Annotated in this window: 20 protein-coding genes and 1 CRISPR repeat array; of the genes, 9 read left to right on the top strand and 11 right to left on the bottom strand. The window is 69.6% G+C overall.

From position 1 onward, the window contains the following. Nucleotides 1-4: 4 nt before the first annotated feature. Nucleotides 5-1,159 carry a CynX/NimT family MFS transporter gene (locus tag BLA60_RS33310; RefSeq protein ID WP_211288928.1) on the bottom strand — a complete coding sequence of 385 codons (1,155 nt, stop codon included), beginning with the start codon at nt 1,157-1,159 and terminating at the stop codon, nt 5-7. A 118-nt stretch (nt 1,160-1,277) separates the two neighbouring features. Here BLA60_RS33310 and BLA60_RS33305 point away from each other — a divergent pair, with 118 nt between their 5' ends. Then, the gene (locus tag BLA60_RS33305; RefSeq protein ID WP_075137016.1) at nt 1,278-2,051 is read left to right on the top strand and encodes a tyrosine-protein phosphatase; all 774 of its coding nucleotides are present in this window, start codon (nt 1,278-1,280) and stop codon (nt 2,049-2,051) included. Further along, on the top strand, nt 2,051-2,740 hold the full coding sequence (locus BLA60_RS33300; RefSeq protein ID WP_075137015.1) for an SDR family oxidoreductase: 690 nt from the start codon (nt 2,051-2,053) through the stop codon (nt 2,738-2,740). The genes BLA60_RS33305 and BLA60_RS33300 overlap by 1 nt, the downstream gene beginning before the upstream one ends. 8 nt (nt 2,741-2,748) lie before the next feature. Here the strand turns inward: BLA60_RS33300 and BLA60_RS33295 are convergent, their stop codons facing one another. Further along, a complete protein-coding gene (locus tag BLA60_RS33295; RefSeq protein WP_075137014.1) occupies nt 2,749-3,615 on the bottom strand; it encodes an LLM class F420-dependent oxidoreductase in 867 nt (288 codons plus the stop codon). Nucleotides 3,616-3,649: 34 nt separating this feature from the next. Continuing rightward, nucleotides 3,650-4,519, bottom strand: coding sequence for an LLM class F420-dependent oxidoreductase (locus BLA60_RS33290; protein WP_075137013.1), 870 nt, complete (start codon nt 4,517-4,519; stop codon nt 3,650-3,652). 96 nt (nt 4,520-4,615) lie between these two features. On the opposite strand from BLA60_RS33290, the gene BLA60_RS33285 reads away from it, so the two are divergent. Genes BLA60_RS33285 through BLA60_RS33270 form a run of 4 tightly spaced genes read left to right on the top strand, consistent with a single transcriptional unit; the run spans nt 4,616 to nt 8,025 of the window. Next, nucleotides 4,616-5,545: an ABC transporter ATP-binding protein gene (locus tag BLA60_RS33285; protein WP_075137012.1), complete on the top strand. Its 930-nt coding sequence runs from the start codon at nt 4,616-4,618 to the stop codon at nt 5,543-5,545. After that, the gene (locus tag BLA60_RS33280; RefSeq protein WP_075137011.1) at nt 5,538-6,407 is read left to right on the top strand and encodes a hypothetical protein; all 870 of its coding nucleotides are present in this window, start codon (nt 5,538-5,540) and stop codon (nt 6,405-6,407) included. Before BLA60_RS33285 ends, BLA60_RS33280 begins: the two co-directional genes overlap by 8 nt. Further along, a complete protein-coding gene (locus BLA60_RS33275; protein ID WP_075137010.1) occupies nt 6,404-7,315 on the top strand; it encodes an ABC transporter ATP-binding protein in 912 nt (303 codons plus the stop codon). Before BLA60_RS33280 ends, BLA60_RS33275 begins: the two co-directional genes overlap by 4 nt. Next, on the top strand, nt 7,312-8,025 hold the full coding sequence (locus BLA60_RS33270) for an ABC transporter permease (RefSeq protein ID WP_075137009.1): 714 nt from the start codon (nt 7,312-7,314) through the stop codon (nt 8,023-8,025). Before BLA60_RS33275 ends, BLA60_RS33270 begins: the two co-directional genes overlap by 4 nt. Nucleotides 8,026-8,357: 332 nt before the next feature. Here the strand turns inward: BLA60_RS33270 and BLA60_RS33265 are convergent, their stop codons facing one another. Together BLA60_RS33265 and BLA60_RS33260 are read right to left on the bottom strand one after the other, a co-directional pair. Continuing rightward, nucleotides 8,358-8,906, bottom strand: coding sequence for a GNAT family N-acetyltransferase (locus tag BLA60_RS33265; protein ID WP_211288927.1), 549 nt, complete (start codon nt 8,904-8,906; stop codon nt 8,358-8,360). Beyond that, nucleotides 8,907-10,271, bottom strand: a complete 1,365-nt coding sequence (locus tag BLA60_RS33260) for a helix-turn-helix domain-containing protein (RefSeq protein WP_211288926.1) — start codon at nt 10,269-10,271, stop codon at nt 8,907-8,909. 145 nt (nt 10,272-10,416) lie between these two features. On the opposite strand from BLA60_RS33260, the gene BLA60_RS33255 reads away from it, so the two are divergent. Then, nucleotides 10,417-11,079 carry a hypothetical protein gene (locus tag BLA60_RS33255; RefSeq protein WP_211288925.1) on the top strand — a complete coding sequence of 221 codons (663 nt, stop codon included), beginning with the start codon at nt 10,417-10,419 and terminating at the stop codon, nt 11,077-11,079. Further along, nucleotides 11,067-11,384 (top strand): hypothetical protein, encoded by a 318-nt coding sequence (locus tag BLA60_RS43855; protein WP_154814786.1) that lies wholly within the window; start codon nt 11,067-11,069, stop codon nt 11,382-11,384. The genes BLA60_RS33255 and BLA60_RS43855 overlap by 13 nt, the downstream gene beginning before the upstream one ends. 500 nt (nt 11,385-11,884) lie before the next feature. On the opposite strand, the gene BLA60_RS33250 is transcribed toward BLA60_RS43855, so the two are convergent. Next, a complete protein-coding gene (locus tag BLA60_RS33250; RefSeq protein ID WP_162293044.1) occupies nt 11,885-13,480 on the bottom strand; it encodes a tetratricopeptide repeat protein in 1,596 nt (531 codons plus the stop codon). 100 nt (nt 13,481-13,580) lie between these two features. Between BLA60_RS33250 and BLA60_RS33245 the strand changes: the two genes are divergently transcribed. Further along, on the top strand, nt 13,581-14,345 hold the full coding sequence (locus BLA60_RS33245; protein WP_075137006.1) for an HpcH/HpaI aldolase family protein: 765 nt from the start codon (nt 13,581-13,583) through the stop codon (nt 14,343-14,345). Nucleotides 14,346-14,576: 231 nt separating this feature from the next. After that, a CRISPR array of direct repeats spans nt 14,577-14,909; the repeat unit is 28 nt; unit sequence GGACCAGCCCCGCTCGCGCGGGGACGAC. 531 nt (nt 14,910-15,440) lie between these two features. On the opposite strand, the gene BLA60_RS46335 is transcribed toward BLA60_RS33245, so the two are convergent. The 5 genes from BLA60_RS46335 to BLA60_RS33225 form a co-directional block, all read right to left on the bottom strand. Continuing rightward, nucleotides 15,441-15,566, bottom strand: a complete 126-nt coding sequence (locus tag BLA60_RS46335) for a hypothetical protein (RefSeq protein WP_281257499.1) — start codon at nt 15,564-15,566, stop codon at nt 15,441-15,443. Between the two features lies 1 nt (nt 15,567). Further along, a complete protein-coding gene (locus tag BLA60_RS33240; protein ID WP_075137005.1) occupies nt 15,568-16,284 on the bottom strand; it encodes a hypothetical protein in 717 nt (238 codons plus the stop codon). Continuing rightward, the gene (locus tag BLA60_RS33235; RefSeq protein ID WP_245812309.1) at nt 16,281-16,622 is read right to left on the bottom strand and encodes a PadR family transcriptional regulator; all 342 of its coding nucleotides are present in this window, start codon (nt 16,620-16,622) and stop codon (nt 16,281-16,283) included. Before BLA60_RS33235 ends, BLA60_RS33240 begins: the two co-directional genes overlap by 4 nt. Nucleotides 16,623-16,681: 59 nt before the next feature. After that, nucleotides 16,682-17,788: an MBL fold metallo-hydrolase gene (locus BLA60_RS33230; protein ID WP_245812308.1), complete on the bottom strand. Its 1,107-nt coding sequence runs from the start codon at nt 17,786-17,788 to the stop codon at nt 16,682-16,684. Nucleotides 17,789-18,160: 372 nt separating this feature from the next. Further along, entirely contained in the window at nt 18,161-18,661 is a 501-nt protein-coding gene (locus tag BLA60_RS33225) for a DoxX family membrane protein (RefSeq protein ID WP_075137003.1), read from the bottom strand. Between the last annotated feature and the right edge of the window lie 2 nt (nt 18,662-18,663).

Here is an 18,663-nt window from a genome sequence, read left to right as displayed (position 1 = left end):
CCCCTCAGACCTGGACGTGCGCGTCCCGGCCGGCGCGCAACCCGACGACAGTGTGCACGGCGGCGAGCACGACCAGCACCGCCAACGGCGCCCGCCAGCCGCCGGTGACGTCGTGCAGCGCGCCGATCGCCACCGGCCCGACCGCGGCGAACAGGTAGCCGATCGACTGGCCCATCCCCGACAGTGACGCCGAGGACGTCGGGTCGGCCGCGCGCAGGCTGAAGAACGTCAACGCCAGGAAGAACATCGTGCCCGCGCCGATCCCGGTGACCAGCGCCCACAACAGCACCGGGCCGGGCGCCACCATCAGCCCCAGGTAGCCGGCGAAGGCGAGGATGCCACCGCCGACGGCGATGCCACGCTGGTCGGGCAGCCGGGTCAGCAGCGGCGGCAGGACGATGCTCATCACCACGCCGACGAGCTGGTAGGCGAACAGCAGCCACCCGGCGTACTCCTCGCTGGCCCCGGTGCTCTGCGCGATCGACGGGAACCAGGCGAGCATCGTGTAGAAGCAGCAGGCCGACAACGCCTGGAACGCCGAGACCTCCCAGGCCAGCGCCGAACGCCACAGCGCCCCTGGCCTGGTCGCCGTGGGCTCCGGCCGGACGTGGCGACGCAGCTGCGGGCTCCACACGGCCAGCGCGACCAGCGCGAACCCGGCCCACAGGCCCAGCGACGTGCGCCAGCCGCCGGGCAGCACCCCGGCCAGCGGCACCGCGAACCCGGCCGCCACGGCCGCGGCGATCCCCATCACCGCGCTGTAGACCCCGGTGACCGCGCCGATGTGGTCCGGGAAGTCCCGTTTGATCATGCTGGGCAGCAGCACGTTGCCGGTGGCGATGGCCGCGCCGAGCAGCACGGTGCCCACCCAGAGCAGCCAGGGCACCGGCAGCGAGCGCGCCAGGATGCCGGTGGCGAGCACGATCATCGCCGCCCAGAGCAGCTGGTCGACGCCGAAGCGGCGGGCCAGCCGGGGGATCTGCGGCGAGACGGCGGCGAAGGTCAGCAGCGGCAGGGTGCCGATGAACCCGGCCTCGCCGGCGGTGAGCCCGAGGTCGCGGCGCAGCGTCTCCAGCACGGGCCCGACGGAGGTCAGCGCGGTGCGCAGGTTGGCGGCGATCAGCAGGAACCCGGCGATCAGCAGGACCCGCCGCCCCACGCCCTGGTCCTTAGCAGACCTCACGACCATCACCGGATCACGCTGTCACACGATCGTGGTCACAGCAACGCCTCCGCCCACCCGTCCGGGCGACCACCCGATCTGGTGAGATGAGTCCGTGGCATGGATCGAGCTGGACAACGCCGTGAACGTCCGAGACCTCGGCGGCCTCCCGACGGATCGCCAGGTGGAGACGCAGTTCCGCCGGCTGGTCCGGTCGGACAACCTGCAGGATCTGTCCTCCGCCGACATCACTCGACTTGTCGATGAGATCGGCGTCACGACGGTGATCGACCTACGCAGCCCCGAGGAGCGCACCGCCGAGGGCCCCGGTCCGCTGACCCGGGTCAGCGCCGTGCGGCACCTGCACCTGTCGGTCATGCCGGAGAGCTCCGGCCTGACCGACGCCGCCGCCGACGCGCTGGCCGTGCGCCGCCGCGACGCGCTGGAGCGGTACCCGACCGACCCGCTGCTGGTCTACTACCTGGGCTACCTGCGGGACCGCCCGGAGAACGTGGTCGAGGCGCTGCGCTCGATCGCCGGCGCTCCGGGTGCGGCGCTGGTGCACTGCGCGGCCGGCAAGGACCGGACCGGCGTGCTGTCGGCGCTGGCACTGAGCGTGGCGGGGGTGCACCGCGAGGTGGTGGTCGCCGACTACGTGGCGACCGGCGACCGCATCGACCTGGTCCTGGGCCGGCTGCGCTCGACCCCGACCTACAGCGCCGACGTCGACCGCCGCCCCGCCGACGAACACCGCCCGAGGGCGACGACGATGACCGCGTTCCTCGACGTGCTGGACGGCGAACACGGCGGTGTCCTCGGCTGGCTGGCCGAACACGGCTTCGGCCAGCAGGATGTGCAACGGTTGCGCGACAAGCTCCTGGAGGTCTGATGGCGAGGTCGGCGCTGGTGACCGGCGGAACCGGCGGTTTGGGCACGGCGGTGACCTCGGCGTTCCTGGACGCCGGGTGGCGGGTGGTGGTGCCGTGGGTGGTGGAGCGTGAGTTGGCGCGGATGCCCAAGCATCCCCGGCTCAAGCTCGTGCGGGCGGACCTGTTCGACGAGAAGTCGGCGCTGGAGGCGGCGTCGGTGGCCGCGTCGACCGCCGACGCCCCGCTGCGCGCGGTGATCAACCTGGTCGGTGGCTTCGCCGCCGGCGGGCGGGTGCACGAGACCCCGATCGACGAGTTCGAGAACCAGCTGCTGCTCAACCTGCGCGCGACGTACCTGACCTGCCACGCGACCCTGCCGTTCCTGATGAAGGCCGGCGGTGGGTCGATCGTGTGCATGTCCAGCCGGGCGGCGAAACGCCCGTTCTCCGGCGCGGCCGGGTACGTGACGGCCAAGGCCGCTGTGCTGGCCCTGGTGGACAGCCTGAACGTGGAGTACGCCGACGCGGGCATCCGGGCGAACGCGGTACTGCCGGGCGTGATCGACACCGCCGCGAACCGCGCGGCGATGCCCGACTCGGACCGGAAGGACTGGGTCGATCCGGCGGACATCGCCCGCACGATCCTGTTCCTGTGCGGCGGCGACAGCTCACCGATCAGCGGCGCCCACATCCCGGTGGACCGCGCCTGAGCTGACGCTCACGGCAGTTCGGCGAGCCGCGCGGCGATCCGACCGCCGGTCTCCTCGATCCAGGCGGCCGGTGCGTCCCCCGGCGGCACGAGGATGACGGTGCCGAACCCCAGTTCGGCGTACTCGGCCATCTGCCGGGTGAACTCGTCGACGTCGGTGGGCCGCCGGCTGACGGTGACCGTCTTGTGAATGGTCGACTCGTCGCGCCCCACGTCGTCACAGTGCCGCCGCAGCACGTCCAGCTTGTGCGCCAGTTCGGCCGGGCTCGCGGCGAACAGGTTGCACGCGTCGGCGTACTGGGCCACCAGCCGCAGGGTCTTGCGTTCCCCGCCCCCACCGATGAGGATCGGCGGCGCGCTGATCGGCCGCGGCCGGCAGATCGTCTCGGCGAGCTGGTAGTGCTTGCCGTCGAACGGACCCTCGTTGTTCGGGTCCCACATCTGCCGACAGACCAGCAGCGCCTCCTCCAACCTCTCGAACCGCTCGGCGACGGGCGGGAACGGCACCCCCAGCCCACGGTGCTCCCGCTCGTACCAGGCGGCACCGATCCCCAGCTCGCCGCGCCCCTCCGACAACACGTCCAGTGTGGACACGATCTTCGCGAGCAGGGCGGGGTGGCGGTAGGTCACGCCGGTGACCAGCACCCCGAGCCTGACGGTCGAGGTGTGGGCGGCGAGGAAGCCGAGGGTCGTGTAGCCCTCCAGCATGGGGTCGGTGGGTGGCCGGATCTGCTCCATCTGGAAGTAGTGGTCCATGACCGACAGGTGACTCACGCCAGCTCCCTCGGCCGCGGCGCCTATCCGGGCCAGCTCAGGGGCCATGGCGGGGGCGCCACCGGAGAAGGTGAACTCGACGATGTGGATTCCAAGGTGCACGCTGAGGAGGGTAGGTGCTGGAGCGTGCTCCAGCTCAAGTCCGTGGCGTGCCCAGTGCCCGAACAGCCTCCCCCAGCACGGCGACACCGTCGGCCTCCCACGGCCCGCTGGTGATCAACACGACATGCCCGATCCCCCAGCCGGCGTAGACCCCGCACCTGTCCACAAAGGACTCCGCGGACTCCCCCGCGACCCACCGGGTGCTCAACGTCTTCTCGATCGCCCCGAACTCCCGCCCGACAGCCTCACAGTGCTCCGCCAACACGTCCAGCTTCCGCCGAACCGTCACCCCGCCGTCCGGAATGTCCGGCAGGTTGCACGCGTCGGCGTACTGGGCGACCAACCGCAGCGTCCGCCGCTCCCCCATCCCCCCGACCAACACCGGCGGATGCGGCCGCCGCACCGAATTGGGGTGGTTCATCGGCCGCTCCAGTGAGTAGTGCGACCCGACGAAAGCCGATTCGTCCCCTTCCCACATCCGCAACGCCACCCGCAGCGTCTCCTCCAACCGGGAGAACCGTTCCCGCTTCGGCGGCAGGTCCAGTCCGTAGGCGGCGGCCTCGACCTCGTGGTAGCCCGCCCCGATTCCCAGCCAGGCCCGCCCGCCGGAGAGCACGTCCAGCGTCGTCACCGCCTTGACCAGCAGCGCGGGTGCCCGGTAGGTGGCGGCCGTCACCATGGTGCCGAGCCGGACGCGGGTGGTGGCGGCGGCGAGGAAGCCGAGGGTCGTGTACCCCTCAAGCATGTCCGCGTCGACAGTCGAGGTCGGGTCGGCCTGGAGGAGGTGGTCGGACACCCAGACGGTGTCGATCCCGGCCTCGTCGGCGGCGTGGGCGACGTCGGTGAGCCGCTGGCCTGTTGGCCCCGACCAGGAGTAATCGGTCACGTTGAGGCTGATCCGCATCCCTCAACCCTGCCACGACCCTGACTCCCCCTCAGGGAGGAGTTCAGGGATCGGGCCGGATGTGTCGGGCATCTGTCCCCCCATAGTGTCTGCGTTGTGGTTCTCATCGAAACGGAGTCGCTGGAGAAGCGATACGACAACCAGGTCACCGCGTTGGCCGACCTGACCGTGGCGATCGAGCCCGGGATCGTCGGCCTCGTCGGGGTGAACGGGGCCGGCAAGAGCACGTTGATCAAGCTCGCGCTCGGCCTGCTCGCGCCGACCAACGGGCGGATCCGCGTTCTGGGGCTGGATCCGATCGCCGACGCGCAGGCGGTCCGCGCCCGCGTCGGCTACATGCCCGAGCACGACTGCCTGCCGCCGGATCAGATCGCGGCGGAGTTCGTCACGCATCTGGCGAGGGTCAGTGGGCTGCCGGCGGCGACGGCGCGGGAACGCGCCTCGGAGACGCTGCGCCACGTTGGCCTCTACGAGGAGCGGTACCGGCGCATCGGCGGCTACTCGACGGGCATGAAGCAGCGGGTGAAGCTGGCCCAGGCGCTGGTCCACGACCCGGAGCTGCTGCTGCTGGACGAGCCGACCAACGGCCTGGACCCGGAGGGCCGGCGCGCCATGCTCGACCTGGTGCACCGCATCGGCACCGAGTTCGGCATCTCGGTGGTGGTCTGTTCGCACCTGCTCGGCGAGATCGAACGGATCTGCACGTCGCTGGTGGCGATCGACGCCGGCCGGCTGCTGCGGTCGGCGACGCTCTCGGCGATGACCCAGCACAGCGATCTGCTGATGGTCGAGACCGACGAGGACCCGGCCGGCCTGGCCGAGTTGTTGGGTCGCGCCGGGCTGGAGGTGCGGGAGAACAAGCGCGCGTTGCTGGTGCGGATGGGTGAGGACCCGGACGCCACCTATGACCTGATCCGCGACGCGATCGCCGATCTCGACCTGTCCCTGCACCGGCTGGAGCGCCACCGCCACCAGGTGGCCGACCTGTTCCGGGACCTGCCCACCTCGGAGGCGTCCCATGCCTGAGAACGGTAACGGCGCGACCGGTGTCATCCACGACATCGGCTACCAGCGCTACGAGGGCGTGCGCCTGGGCCGCGGCTACTCGGCGCGTTCGCTGTTCACCCAGAGTGTGCGCGGCGCGTACGGGTTGGGTCGCAGCGCCTGGGCGAAGGTACTGCCGATCGGGCTGTTGGCGGCGGCGTCGGTCGCCGCGCTGATCCTGGTGGTGGTGAACACCCAGCTGCCGGTCGAGGTGATCGACTACGTCGGCATGGCCTCGACGTTCACCTACGCGGCGACGGTGTTCGTGGCGGTCGTGGCGCCGGAGCTGGTGTCGGTCGACCTGCGCACGAACTTGTTGTCGCTGTACCTGTCGCGCCCGATGACCCGCACGGACTACGCGCTGACCAAGCTCGCGGCCCTGGCGACGGCGACGTTCGTGATGCTCGGCGGGCCGATGCTGATCCTGTTCGTCGGCATGGCGTTCAGCACGGACAACGGCATCGCCGGCGTGTTCTCCGAGTTCGGTGGCCTGTTGCAGGGTCTGCTGGCCGCGGCGATCCACGCGGCGGTGCTGGCGTCGCTGGCGTTGCCGTTCGCGTCGCTGACCGGCCGTCGGGTGTTCGCCACCGGCATGATCATCGGCGTGACGTTGTTGACCGCGCCGATCAGCGGGGTCCTGCAGGCGCTCGGTGAGGGCGCCGGCCGTCAGCTGGCGGGCCTGATCGACCCGGTCAGCCTGCTCAACGGCGTCGACCGCTGGTTGTTCGACGGCGGCATCTTCGACGTCGGCCCCTACGGCCCGGTCTACGGCCTGGGCGCGCTGGTGATCATCGCCGTCGGCACCAGCTGCACCCTGTGGCGCTACCGAAAGGTCAAGTCATGACTTCTGTTGAGCTGACCGAGGTGTCGCGCTGGTACGGGAACGTGGTGGCGGTCAACGACGTGACGTTGACGGTCGGGCCGGGTCTGACCGGTTTGCTGGGGCCCAACGGCGCCGGCAAGACCACGGTGCTGCACCTGATGGCGGGTTTGTTGGCGCCGTCCCAGGGCAAGGTCACCGTCGGCGACCAGTCGGCGTGGCGCAACCCGGAGATGTACCGTCAGCTGGGTCTGGTGACCGAGCGGGAAAGCGTGCCGGGTTTCCTGACCGCGCGGGAGTTCGTTCTGGCCTCGGCCAAGCTCCACAAGCTCCCCGACCCGGAGGCGGCGACCCGGAGGGCGCTGGGCATCGTCGAGATGGAAGCGGCCCAGGACCGGGAGATCTCCACGTATTCCAAGGGAATGCGCCAACGCACCCGGGTGGCGGCGGCTCTGGTGCACGACCCGAAGGTCCTGCTGCTGGACGAGCCGTTCAACGGCATGGACCCGCGCCAGCGGATGCACATGATGGACCTGCTGCACCGGATGGCCGACGAGGGCCGGACGATTTTGTTCAGCTCCCACATCCTGGAGGAGGTGGAGCAGCTGTCCGGAACGGTCCAGGTGATCGTCTCCGGCCGCCTGGCGGCCTCGGGCGACTACCGCCATATTCGCCGCCTGATGACCAACCGCCCCCACGTCTTCACCATCTCGTCATCCGACGACCGCCGCCTGGCGACTGTCCTCATCGGACAAGAGTCGGTCTCCGGAGTGTCCATGACGGACGGTTCACTCCAGGTGCACGCCAGCGACTACGGCACCTTCACCCGAGCCCTGGCGAAACTGGCCCGAACGTCCGACATCCGCCTGACGAGCATCCTCCCCGCCGACGAGTCCCTTGAGAAGGTCTTCTCCTACCTGGTGGCAACATGAACACGACAGTCATGGCCCTGACCACACGGGCGCTTCTGGGCAGGCGTCGAATCCTGCTCCTGCTCCCCATGCCCCTGGTCCTGATCGGACTGACCCTCATCGGCGTCACCAGCGGCTCGGGTTCGGACGGCTGGGGCCCGCTAGTCTTCGGCGGTCTCGGCCTGGCCGTGGTCCTGCCGTTGACCGCGCTGATCGTGGGCAGCAGCGTCCTGGGTCTGGAGATCGACGACGGCACCATCACTCACCTGTTGACGAAACCGTTGCCCCGCAGCGAAATCGTCCTGTCCAAACTGTGCGTGGCCTGGCTGGTGACGACGGTCGCGGTCGGCGTCCCCCTGGCGATCTCCGCCCTGATAGCCGGCTCCCCCGCTCTGGCCGCAGGCCTGGTAGCGGGTGCGCTGCTGGGTTCCCTGGCCTACACAGCCCTGTTCCTGGCGTTGAGCCTGATCACCAAACGCCCGGTAGCGGTAGGTTTGGTCTACATCATGCTGTGGGAAAACCTCCTGGTCGGCTTCGTCGACGGCGCAAAGGTCTTCAGCGTCCAACAACACGCCACGACCTTCGCCAACACCATCGCCAAGTCCCCCATGCTCAACGACACCGTCCCGGTAGTGACAGCCATGATCATCGCCGCAGTCTTCGTCGCGGTGGGCACCGTAGGCGCCACCCTGCGCCTACGCTCCTTCGCCCTAACCGGCGAAGCCACATAACCCAGGAACGCCCCCGCCGGCTCCACCCCGGCGGGGGCTTCCCCATGCACCCGACTCCAAGTGCCCCACCCCGGACCCATCCACTTCCAGACATGCCACCCAGGCCCAGCCGACATCAATCCAACAGACGATGCAAAATCGCCAAAGTGATGCCAGAACACGGCCCGGCGCTGTATCGTCCCAGCTCAAGAAGCGTCGTCCCCGCGCAAGCGGGGGTAAACCCACAAGTGCGACGTCAGCCCGTCCCCAGATCCGCCGACCAGCCGATCCCACAGTCCCAGAACTCTCATCCACCCCGGGTCGCCCTCACCCGAGGAAGAAAGAGTCCGCCTTCAGTCCAACTGCTTGACCAGTACGTCGAACACCGGCGCCCCCGGCAGCGGATTCCGCGTCTGTGCCACCTGCCGCCAACCCCACGCCCGGTACGCCGCCTGTGCGGCCTGCGCCGCCGGCGCCACTGTCAGCGTGGCCCGTTCCTCCGAACGCCGTCCCAGCACGCGGTCGTGCATGGTCCTGGCGACGTGGCGCCGGCGCCATGGCGCCCGAACCACCAACTCCACCAGGGCGAACGTCCGATTAGGACGTTCGTCGGTCACCGACGACGCCACGGGCGTGATGACGTTGTCCCACCACGGCGTGTCCGGCAGCAGTGTGACCCCGAAACTCATCCCGATCAGCCGGCCACCGGCCCGCGCTTCGACGAGCGTGAACCCGTCCTGCCGCCGCTGAACGTCGAACCGCTCGGTGAACAGGTCCGTGTGCTCGGCGCCCCACTCGTACGGCGGCTCGGCGTAGACCTCGGTGTACAGCGCGGCCATCTCGTCGACGTGCCCCGCCGCCCGCGCGCCGTCCACGACCACACACTCAATGTCCGTCGTCAATCAGGTCACCCTTTCGCGCAGCCGATCTCCGAAGCCGGCGGTGGCGGTGTCGTCACCGTGCCGCGCGACCAGTTCACCACGAAACCGCGCGAACCAGTGATCAACCACGGAGGACCGCACACCCTCGGCCAATGCGAGAGCCTCGTTCGCCACCCGCACCGCCTCCGCCGGCTCGTCCTGACTCAACCGCACCCTGGCGAGCCGGATCTCATCCAGCACACGACTCCGATCAAACCCGTTCTCCCTGCTCCGACGGGCCTGCAGGGTGTGATGTTCGGCCCGTGCGGCGTACGCGCGCCGCCGGGTGTGGTCGCTGGTCCTCAGGGCGAGCTGGGTGTAGGTGTTGGCCGCGAGACAGTCGACCTCCGCCTGATTCAGGTAGTACAGCCAGTCCGGCGCCGGCTCGTCACCAGCGGCTTCCTGCCACACCTCGACCGACGCCTGCGCCGACCGTGCGGCTGCCGGAGCTTCGTCGAGCTGCGCATACGCCCGCGCCTCCAACCCGAGCATCTCGGACCGAACCCGACGATTCGCCGATCTCGGCAACGCCCCCAGCCCAGTCCGCACGAGGTTCAGGCTGTCGTCGTAGTTGCCGAGTTTCGTCGACAGCTGCGTCATGTCACCGATGACCTTGACCCCCAACGCCAGCTCCGACGGCCCCGCCTCCCGGCAGGCGTGCAGGGCCAGCAGGTAGTAGCGCTGCGCGGCGCCGGCCAGCCCGTGGTCGAAGGCCATCCAGCCGGCCAACTGCGCCAACTCGGCCATGATCGGCAGTAGCGAGGTTCTGGTCGCGGCGTCGCCGGCGTCGCGCACGCTCTCCGCCACCGCATTGAGCTGCCCAACCACAGCTTTTCTCTTCAATCCTCCGACCCCAGCCGCGTCCCACCGTCGAAACACCTTCACCGCACCCCGAAGCGATTCAAGAGAATCCGAGCCAATGATCTCGTTCCGCTCCATCGGCACCGACGCGACCCATTCCCGAATCGGTCGAACCAACGCCACGCTGCTCAGCACCGACAACTGCTCCAGAACAGAACGACGACTGACCAGATCATGCGCGGAGAACCCTTCAGCCTGTGGCACCGCCGCCGCCCCGGAGAAATCCACAGAAACCGACGAACGGAGGACATAGCCGTCAGCCCGACCCGGAACCTCGCTGACGGCTTCCAGCAATCCGGTCAGCTCGTCGGCCGAGACCCGCAACGCGGCGGCCAACTTGCGCCGCAGCCAGGGTTGCGGATCGGTTTCCACCCGCTCCCACCGGATGATCGTGGATCGGTCCACGCCGACCAGCCGGGCCAGATCCTCCTGGCTGTGGCCGAGCGCCTTACGTCGCTGCACCAGAAGGCGCCGTTTGAGCACCACGGGCTTGCCCCTTCCACTCACCATCAACGATAGTGCCAGTGGTAGCGGACGGCCCCGCTGTCCATGATCGCTGCGACATTTCCGCGACATCAACGCTGCGTGACCGCACTGGTCCCGCGACGCCACACCTCGTTTGGCTGTGACCATGATTCACGGCGACATCGGGACAACACCGAAATCCCGCAAGAACCACAAGGCCCTGACCCCGCACACCCCGTACATCACGCAATGGAGCGGGGAGCGTGAACCGGAGTTCACGCTCATCGAACGACCCGGCCGCGGCATCGGTTACCTCAACGAAACCCTGACCGACCGCGACGACCAGGGCGTGCTGTGGTTCCGTACGCCGAACCGCCCCGCCCACGGCGAGCCGCTGTTCGCCAGGGTCCACCCGCTGCGCCAACGCCGAGCGATGCGCCGACTGCTCTGCAACGTCTGCGCCAACCCAGCCGACCACACCGCCGACGGCACCCTGTGGCTACTCCGCGACTTCCGCGACGACTGGCCCGGCTGGCCGGAGAACGTCGGCGCCATCGAGCCACCGATCTGCGTCCCGTGCGTGAGGTTGTCGACCCGTCTGTGCCCGGCCCTGCGCCGGGGAGCGGTCGCGGTGCGAGTACGACGCGCCCCCATCGCCGGCGTCCGAGGCGCCCTCCACAGCCGAGGCCCATCCTCGGAGCCCCACCCGACCGACGACATCACCGTGACCTACGACGATCCGCGCGCCCGCTGGGTACGAGCGATCAACCTGGTGCGCCAACTACAGGAATGCACCCTCATCGACCCAGCAGACCTATGCCGAAACTGAACCGTGATCTCATCCGCGCGTGGCTGGAGGACAACAACTGGACCGTGGCCCGCCTCACCAGGGAATGTAACACCCTCACCGAGGACACCATCGCCGAAGGCACGATGCGCAACGTCACCAACGGCATCGACCCCATGCGACCGGGCCGGATCAAGGTCATCTGCAGAGTACTGGCCAAGTACGGAAACGGCCTACCGTACGAACAACTGATCCAACGACCCACCGAGGCACGACCAGCCACGCGCCACTGTGAACCCGCCACCCCAGCCGATTCCGAAGCAATTCAACACCCGAGGAAAAGTTGACAAAGTGAAGCCAGAACGGCAATTGAGGCCGTATCATCGCAGCTCAACAAGTGTCGTCCCCGCGCGAGCGGGGCTGATCCGTTCCAGTGCTCCTCATCCGGCGCGTCCGCGTGGTCGTCCCCGCGCGAGCGGGGCTGGTCCCAACGGTGGCCTACATTGGTGGCATAGCAACGGGTCGTCCCCGCGCGAGCGGGGCTGGTCCCTCCCAGAACGTGTCCGTCATCCGCTTGTGCCGGTCGTCCCCGCGCGAGCGGGGCTGGTCCGATGTGGTCGTGGTCGAACGCCAGACCCTGGAGGTCGTCCCCGCGCGAGCGGGGCTGGTCCCCCGGCCCTCGCGGCACTCCGCGGGATCCGGCTGTCGTCCCCGCGCGAGCGGGGCTGGTCCCGCCTCGCCCAGGCTGCTCTGGAACGCGATCTTGTCGTTCCCCGCGCGAGTGGGGCTGGTCCCGAAAGGGGGCCGCGCAATCACGACCGCACACCCTCTCGGCGGTGCGGCTGGGTCACGAGTAGCGGGTGTTCTCCAGCAGGACGGTGATCAGGTCGCTCCGGCCGGCGAGGGTCTCGGGGTGGGTGGGGCCGAGGCACTGGCGCCGGCGGTGGACGACCTCCCGTAACTCCGTGGCGGCCTCGCGGAAGCGGCCCATGCCCATCAGCACCGCGGCGAGGTTGTGGCGGCTGATCAACGTGTCCGGGTGTTCGGGGCCCAGCACGCGCACGCACGCGGCCAGCTCCTCGCGGCTGGCCGCCAGGGCCTCGTCCTGGCGGCCCAGGTTGTTGAGGACCCGCGCGACGTTGTCGCGGCTGGTCAGGGTGTCGGGGTGTTCTCGGCCGAACAGTCGCGCGCGCACGGACAGGACGCCTCGGTGTTCGGTCAGCGCGGCCTCGTAGCGGCCCAGCGAGTTGAGGACGTTGCCGACGTTCGTGCGGGTGACGAGGGTGTCGGGGTGGTCGTCGCCGAGGATGTGGCGGCGGGCGGTGAGGACGGCTCGGTGTTCTTCGAGGGCTTCTTCGAGGCGGCCCAAGTGGGCGAGGGTCACGGCGTAGCTGTTGCGGCGGTTGAGGTTCTCGCGCACGTCGGCGGTGCCGTCGAGGGTTCTGGCGTGGAGGCCGAGGGCCAGTTCGTAACGGCCGGCCTTCGCGGCGGCGTAGCCCATGGAGCGGGCCTGGGCCGCCGAGGCGTGCCGGGCCGCGACACGCAGGACCTCGTCGGGCACGTGGTCGAACGGGTGGGTGCGTTGGGCGTGGTCGACGAGATAGTCGAAGACCGTCACCGTGTCGCCGGTGCGTTCCAGGAGGGCAGACGGGTCTCGGGTGGTGACCCATGCCCATGCGTCCACCAGGGACTCTGCTGTGTCGCGTTCGGACAGATAGTGCTCGTGTACTTCTTCCAGCAGCGCCACGGGAAGCGGGGCGAGATGGCCGGCGCGGCGACAGTCGACGGCGGCGGTGACCAGCGCCGTTCCCCTGGGGTGGTCGGGGTCGCGCCAGCGGGACAGCAGTGCGGGCGCCCCGGCGAGGTGCTCGGCGACGGCGTCGGTGTCGGCGAGCGCGGCGGCCAGGGCGGGGTGGCGGCGGTCGGCCCGGGCCAGTTCGGCGGCGGAGAACTGTCGCTCGATCCGGATGTGTTCGGCCGAGGCGATGACGCGGCCACGGCTCTCGGCCAGGGTGCGGTCGGACTCGGTGCTGAGCAGGTCGAACTCCTGCAACCGCATGGTCGCGACGATCACCCGCTGGCCACCGGAGAGCACCTCGTCGATCAGGGTCGGCGACAACACGTCCAGATAACGTTCGAGGTCGTCGAGCCACAGCACGGACCGCCGCGCCTCGCCCACCCTGGCGACGGTCTCCTCGACCTGCGGCGGCGCCGGCGCGAACAGCCGGTAGCGTCCGAGCGCGGCCGACACCGCCTCCCACGCGAGCCGAGTCTTGCCAGCGGCCGCATCCCCGACGACCAGCACGAACCGTCCCGGCCGCAGCAGGCCGGCGAGGTCGCTGTGCCGGTCGCGGCGAACGTAGGGGGCGGGACCACCCGCCGTCCGGTGCACGCCGACGGTCACCGGGTCCTTGACCGATCGAACGTATCCATCGCGTCTCAATCCGCACCTCCCACCGTGGGGTCGCCCCGACCGCGCCCGGCGTGTCACTCGACAGCACGAGAGGATGGCACTGCCAGAGCCGCACCGGGAGGAGCCCATCATGACCGCTGCCCAGTTCGCCGCCAAACTCCGTGCCCGCGAACCGGTGATCGGCTACTGGTCGGCGCTGGACGCGCCGCCCGCGACCGAGCGGATCGCCCGCCTCGGCTACGACTACGTTTGCCTCGACGGCCAGCACGGCATGCTCGGCTACTCCGGCCTGCTCTCGTCGCTGATGGCGGTCGACGCGGCCGGCGGCGACACGGTCGGCCTGGTTCGGGTGGAGGCCAACGACATCACGCCGATCGGCCGCGCGCTGGACGCCGGCGCGTGCGGCGTAATCATCCCACTGATTGAGACAGCCGCCGACGCTGCCGACGCGGTCGCCTCAGTGCGCTACCCACCGCTGGGCCGCCGTTCCTACGCACCGACCCGCGCGGCACTGCGCCATGGCTCGAAACCCGCCGACCAGAACACCGTGAACGTCGTGATCGCGATGATCGAGACCCCCGGCGCCCTGTCCGAAGTGGACGCCATCTGCGCGACACCGGGCCTCGACGGTGTCTATGTGGGACCGTCGGACCTGAGCCTGGCCGTCGGCGGCGCGTTCCCCCTGGACCCAGCCATCAGCGACAAGTTCGAACAGGCCGTGACCACCGTCCGCGAGGCCGCCGCCAACGCCGGCATCGCCGCCGGCATCCACACCCCGAACGGCGAAACAGCCGCCCGCCGACTGGCCGAAGGCTTCACGTTCGCGTCGATCGCCTCGGACATCGCCCACCTGGAGGCCGCCGCCCGAAACCACCTGGACGCCGCCCGGCGCTGACCGTGGCTGGGCGGGATCGGTCGCCGGATGCTCAGGCTGTGGCACATGCCCGGATCCTGATCTGACGGCATTCGGCCTCATGTCCCTGACGCTCCGGCCGATGGTCACTCCTGCGTGGCGGCCGGGAGACCTGTGGGCAGGATCGGCTGATTGCCTGTTTCCAGAGCTGGCCGCACCAGCCCCCCCGCCGGGGACTACCACCTCCGGGCCCTCGTCAACGGCACCCCGCAGGAACCAGCCCCGCTCGCGCGGGGACAACGCGGCCTCGACGACCGGCCGAGTGGTGCTGTCCGGACCAGCCCCGCTCGCGCGGAGACGACATCGCCAGCGCCATCTGCTTGAGCGTCTCGGTCGGACCAGCCCCGCTCGCGCGGGGACGACCGGGATGGAGGGGGGTTCCGAGGTACATGGCGGGGACCAGCCCCGCTCGCGCGGGGACGACGTCATCCACAGGCTGTGGCACACCACGCAGTCGGGACCAGCCCCGCTCGCGCGGGGACGACGCCTGGTGGGATGTCGCTGTCAGCGGACATTCGGGACCAGCCCCGCTCGCGCGGGGACGACACTTCCTGAACTGCGATGATACGGCCTCAATCCCCGTTTCAGCTTCACTTTCACATCTTCTCTTCGGATGTTGAATTGCACTGGGACATCGGTCGTCGTTCAGTGGGCGGTCGGGCTTGTCATTGGAGTGGCTGCCAGCGCCGTGACCGGTGGATGCCGCTCATGGCGGTCGGGCATACGCTCTGTGCGGATGACCTTGAGGGTCCTGGCGCCCGGGGCGGCGTTGCGCATAGTGACCTCCGCACAGCGAGCGCGATGCGTGGGAGTTGACCCGAGCGCTGACGGGATCCGCTCGTGACCGAAGTTGTCCACAGGACACGGCCGACTGGCCTAACCCGCCGTTCGAGTCGACTAGACTGGAAATCGGGGGGATCCCCGAGACCTGAGGGGCAAGGACGAATCAGGCACGGATCGGCCGGGGACGGCGAATGACGGTCGATGACAGTCGTTTGGGCTGGTCAACAGGGTCAGCAGGGCTGATCGAACGCGAACGCAACCGGTTGCGGCTGGAGGAGACCGAAGCCCGCCTGGTCAGCTGGGTTGTGGACGCGGCGAACTGGCGACGGCCATCGGCGCGAGCCGCGCGGCGGTGTACTGGCTGCTGGTGCCGCTGGCCGGTAGGGACAGACCGCCGACGCAGCCCCAGGGGACCCGCACCTTACGGGTCGCTGCGGCGTTCGTGTTCGGCTTGGCCGTTGGGGGCTCTGAGGGAGCGGCGCAGGCGCAGGGCGTGCCGCAACTGCCGTGCCGCGTACATGACCTGGCGTTTTCGTGACGGCCGTAGGTAGTACAGCTCTGCCCGGAACTCGGCGCCGAAGCGGTCTCGGTGTTCGGCGGGCAGCAGGGAGACCGAGGCGGATAACAGCATCCGCGACAGGGGGCTCAGCCTGACGACCAGCACGCGCATGGTGAAGTCGGCGCCGGAGAGGGCGAGGTCGCGGGCGAGGTCGTGGGCGTCGGCGAGGGTTCGGGTGAGGACGGCGGCGTCGGGGATTCCGTCGGCCAGGTCGCGCATTCTGGCTATCCGGAACGTCAGTTCCCAGGCGTCGTCCACATCTGACAGTCCGACGAGGCGGTCGATGACCAGGTCGGCTTCCACCAGGTGGCGTAGGCGGTAGCGGCCGGTGCCCATGTGGCGGGCCATCGCGCTGGTCAGCTGGTGGGCCCGAATATAGGAGTGTGCCAGGACGACGGCCAGGGTTTTGGCCCGTCGGCGGGCTTTCGGGTCGTCCAGGTCGACGAAGGAGCTCAGGCGGCTGATCGATCGGAACGCGTCGGTGTGCCGGTCGCCGTGGGGGAAGGCGCTGTAGCGGATCAGGCCCAGGAAACGTAGGCCCAGGCCGGACATCGTGTACCGGAGGCGGACGCCGATCACTGGCCCCTCCCGGCGAGTCCGGGGCGCAGCCGCAGCCGGGCCACGGCGGCGTCGGCGCGGGCGAGGGCGGCCTGGACGGCGGCGATGTTGTTCGGGTCCAGCCGGTAGTAGCGGCGGCGCGGCCGGCCTTCGGCTCTCGGGTCGACGTTCTCCCAGTGGCTGCGGACCCATCCGGCCTGTTCGAGGCGCGCGAGGATCGGGTGGATCGTGCCGCTGGGCAGCCCGGCCACGGCACAGATCTCCAGGCCGTACATCTCGCGGGACGGTTCCTCCAGCAGCGTCCGCAGCACGAGCTGTGTCGGCAACGTCATTCGCAGGTTGGAGCGCGCCCCAGGCATTGTTTAACTCTACTTAGCCCCCTAGGTAGACAGCAACACTGGGCCAGGGGAACACCCGATCAGGCGACTTCTCGCCACCACCCGTCCGGGTCAGGGGCGTGCGCTACGGACAGGGGCTCGCCGGGGCGCGGAACGGCCACCTGGATGTCTCCTGCCGAGGCCAGGAGTCGTTCCACCGGTTCGGACCAGGCGTGCATCGCCAGGTTGAACGTCCCCCAGTGGACCGGAACCAGCAAACCGCCGCGAACGGCTCGGTGCGTGGCAATGCCCTCTTCGGGTGTCATGTGGATGTCCGGCCAGTACGGTGAGTAGGCGCCGATCTGAATGAAGGTCACGTCGAACGGCCCGTGCCGTTCGCCGATCTCCCGGTAGCCGTCAAAGAATCCCGAGTCGCCGGTGTAGAAGACGCGGTGCCCGGCGCGCGTGACCACCCACGACGCCCACAGCGTGTTGTTGCCGCCGGGCCGCAGCCGCCCGGAGAAATGCCGCGCGGCCGTCGCCGTCAGCTCGACACCGTTGACGGTCGCCGACTCGTCCCAGTCGAGTTCGTCGATGCGCGAGACCGGCACCCGCCAGCGCTCCAGGTGCGCGCCCACCCCCAGCGGCACGACGAACCGGGTCGCCGGCCACAACGCGGCGATCCGGCGAATTGTCGACATGTCGAGGTGGTCGTAGTGGTCGTGCGAGATGACCACGGCGTCCACCGGCGGCAGGTCGGCCAGCGCGACCGGCACGGGGTGCAGCCGACGCGGCCCGACGACGGTCGAGGGTGACGCGCGCTCGCTCCACATCGGATCGAACAGGATCCGCCGCCCGTCGAGTTCCACCAGGACGGTCGCGTGGCCGAGCCAGGTCGCGCGCGGGCCGTCGGTCGGCTGGGTGAAGTCCGGGACCCGCAGCGGGATCGGCGCGGCGGGCCGGCGACGCTGCCTGCCGGCGATCAACTCGCGCATCATGCCGCCGGACGGCTCGGCCATCCCGGCCGGGACCGGGTTGTGGAAGACACCGTCGTGGAACTGGGGTGAGGCCTGCATCCTCGCCAGCCGCTGCCCCGCCGGACGACCCCCGACCGCGGCCGGCACCTGCCAGCCCGCGCCGACCAGCGCCGCCCCCGCTCCCACCGGTACCAGCAGCGCGGAGCGCCGCATCACCTCACCGAAGCGCATCGGCTTCCCTCCCTGTCCGCCGAGATCCTGTTCTGATAATCCCCCTTCCTGGCTGAGAGCGCCCTCAGACCCGCCGAAGACCCGTCAGCGGCCCACCAGGGCCCCGGCGGAGGCACGGCGGAGGCACGTCAAAGGCGCGCTGGAGGCCACTCGAGGGCCGACGAGGACTCAGCACCGGTGAGCCTGGTCAGGGTCGTTACCAACACACCTCACTGATCGACTGCTCACCCCGGAGAACCGCACAGGAATCGACCGGAGAGGTAATCCACTGACCAGTCAACGACGCCTCCCCCGGAAAAGGGACGCCAGAACATCTGACCGGAAAACCCGTGAGCCCCGCTCGACCGAGCGGGGCTCACGGAACGGGCTGGTTCACCTGGCGGGCCGGCGGCGCAGTCCGTAGAGGACGACGACGGCGCTGAGCAGGATCAGGTTCTTGATGACGAACTCGCCCTCGGTGGTGAGCATGAGGACGTTGCTGTCCTTGAAGGTCACCTCCGGCTGGGTCAGCAGCGCCAGGAACGTGCCGCACAGGTGCGCGAACAGCAGCGGCAGCACGACCCGCATCCCCCGGTTCACGACCAGCGCGGCGCCGAGCAGGACCTCGACCACCCCCAGGAACGGGACGAACCAGCCACCGTCCAGCAGCGGGATCCAGTTGACCGTGTTGTCGACGAACTCGGCGACCGGGGTGTCGTTGGTGATCTTGAGGGCGCCGAACCAGAGGAACGTCAGGCCGAGGGTCAGGCGCAGCGCGGGGTGGCCGATGCGGGTGGCCAGGGTGGTGAACGCGTCCTCGATGCGGACGATGATGTTCGGGCGGCGGGTCGGGGTCCGCTCCTGGACGTTGGGGCGTTCCTGCGTCGTGGTCATCG

Origin of the sequence: Actinophytocola xinjiangensis, assembly GCF_001921215.1 — a bacterium.
Classification (GTDB): domain Bacteria; phylum Actinomycetota; class Actinomycetes; order Mycobacteriales; family Pseudonocardiaceae; genus Actinophytocola; species Actinophytocola xinjiangensis.
This window is presented reverse-complemented; position numbering and strand designations above follow the sequence as displayed.

Bases quoted from the DNA above. Each gene is read 5' to 3' on its own strand.
- BLA60_RS33230 (WP_245812308.1), bottom strand. From the start codon at position 17,788: ATGCGCTTCGGTGAGGTGATGCGGCGCTCCGCGCTGCTGGTACCGGTG.
- BLA60_RS33290 (WP_075137013.1), bottom strand. From the start codon at position 4,519: ATGCGGATCAGCCTCAACGTGACCGATTACTCCTGGTCGGGGCCAACA.
- BLA60_RS33300 (WP_075137015.1), top strand. From the start codon at position 2,051: ATGGCGAGGTCGGCGCTGGTGACCGGCGGAACCGGCGGTTTGGGCACG.
- BLA60_RS33280 (WP_075137011.1), top strand. From the start codon at position 5,538: ATGCCTGAGAACGGTAACGGCGCGACCGGTGTCATCCACGACATCGGC.
- BLA60_RS43855 (WP_154814786.1), top strand. From the start codon at position 11,067: ATGCCGAAACTGAACCGTGATCTCATCCGCGCGTGGCTGGAGGACAAC.
- BLA60_RS33245 (WP_075137006.1), top strand. From the start codon at position 13,581: ATGACCGCTGCCCAGTTCGCCGCCAAACTCCGTGCCCGCGAACCGGTG.
- BLA60_RS33255 (WP_211288925.1), top strand. From the start codon at position 10,417: ATGATTCACGGCGACATCGGGACAACACCGAAATCCCGCAAGAACCAC.
- BLA60_RS33270 (WP_075137009.1), top strand. From the start codon at position 7,312: ATGAACACGACAGTCATGGCCCTGACCACACGGGCGCTTCTGGGCAGG.
- BLA60_RS33235 (WP_245812309.1), bottom strand. From the start codon at position 16,622: ATGCCTGGGGCGCGCTCCAACCTGCGAATGACGTTGCCGACACAGCTC.
- BLA60_RS33225 (WP_075137003.1), bottom strand. From the start codon at position 18,661: ATGACCACGACGCAGGAACGCCCCAACGTCCAGGAGCGGACCCCGACC.
- BLA60_RS33275 (WP_075137010.1), top strand. From the start codon at position 6,404: ATGACTTCTGTTGAGCTGACCGAGGTGTCGCGCTGGTACGGGAACGTG.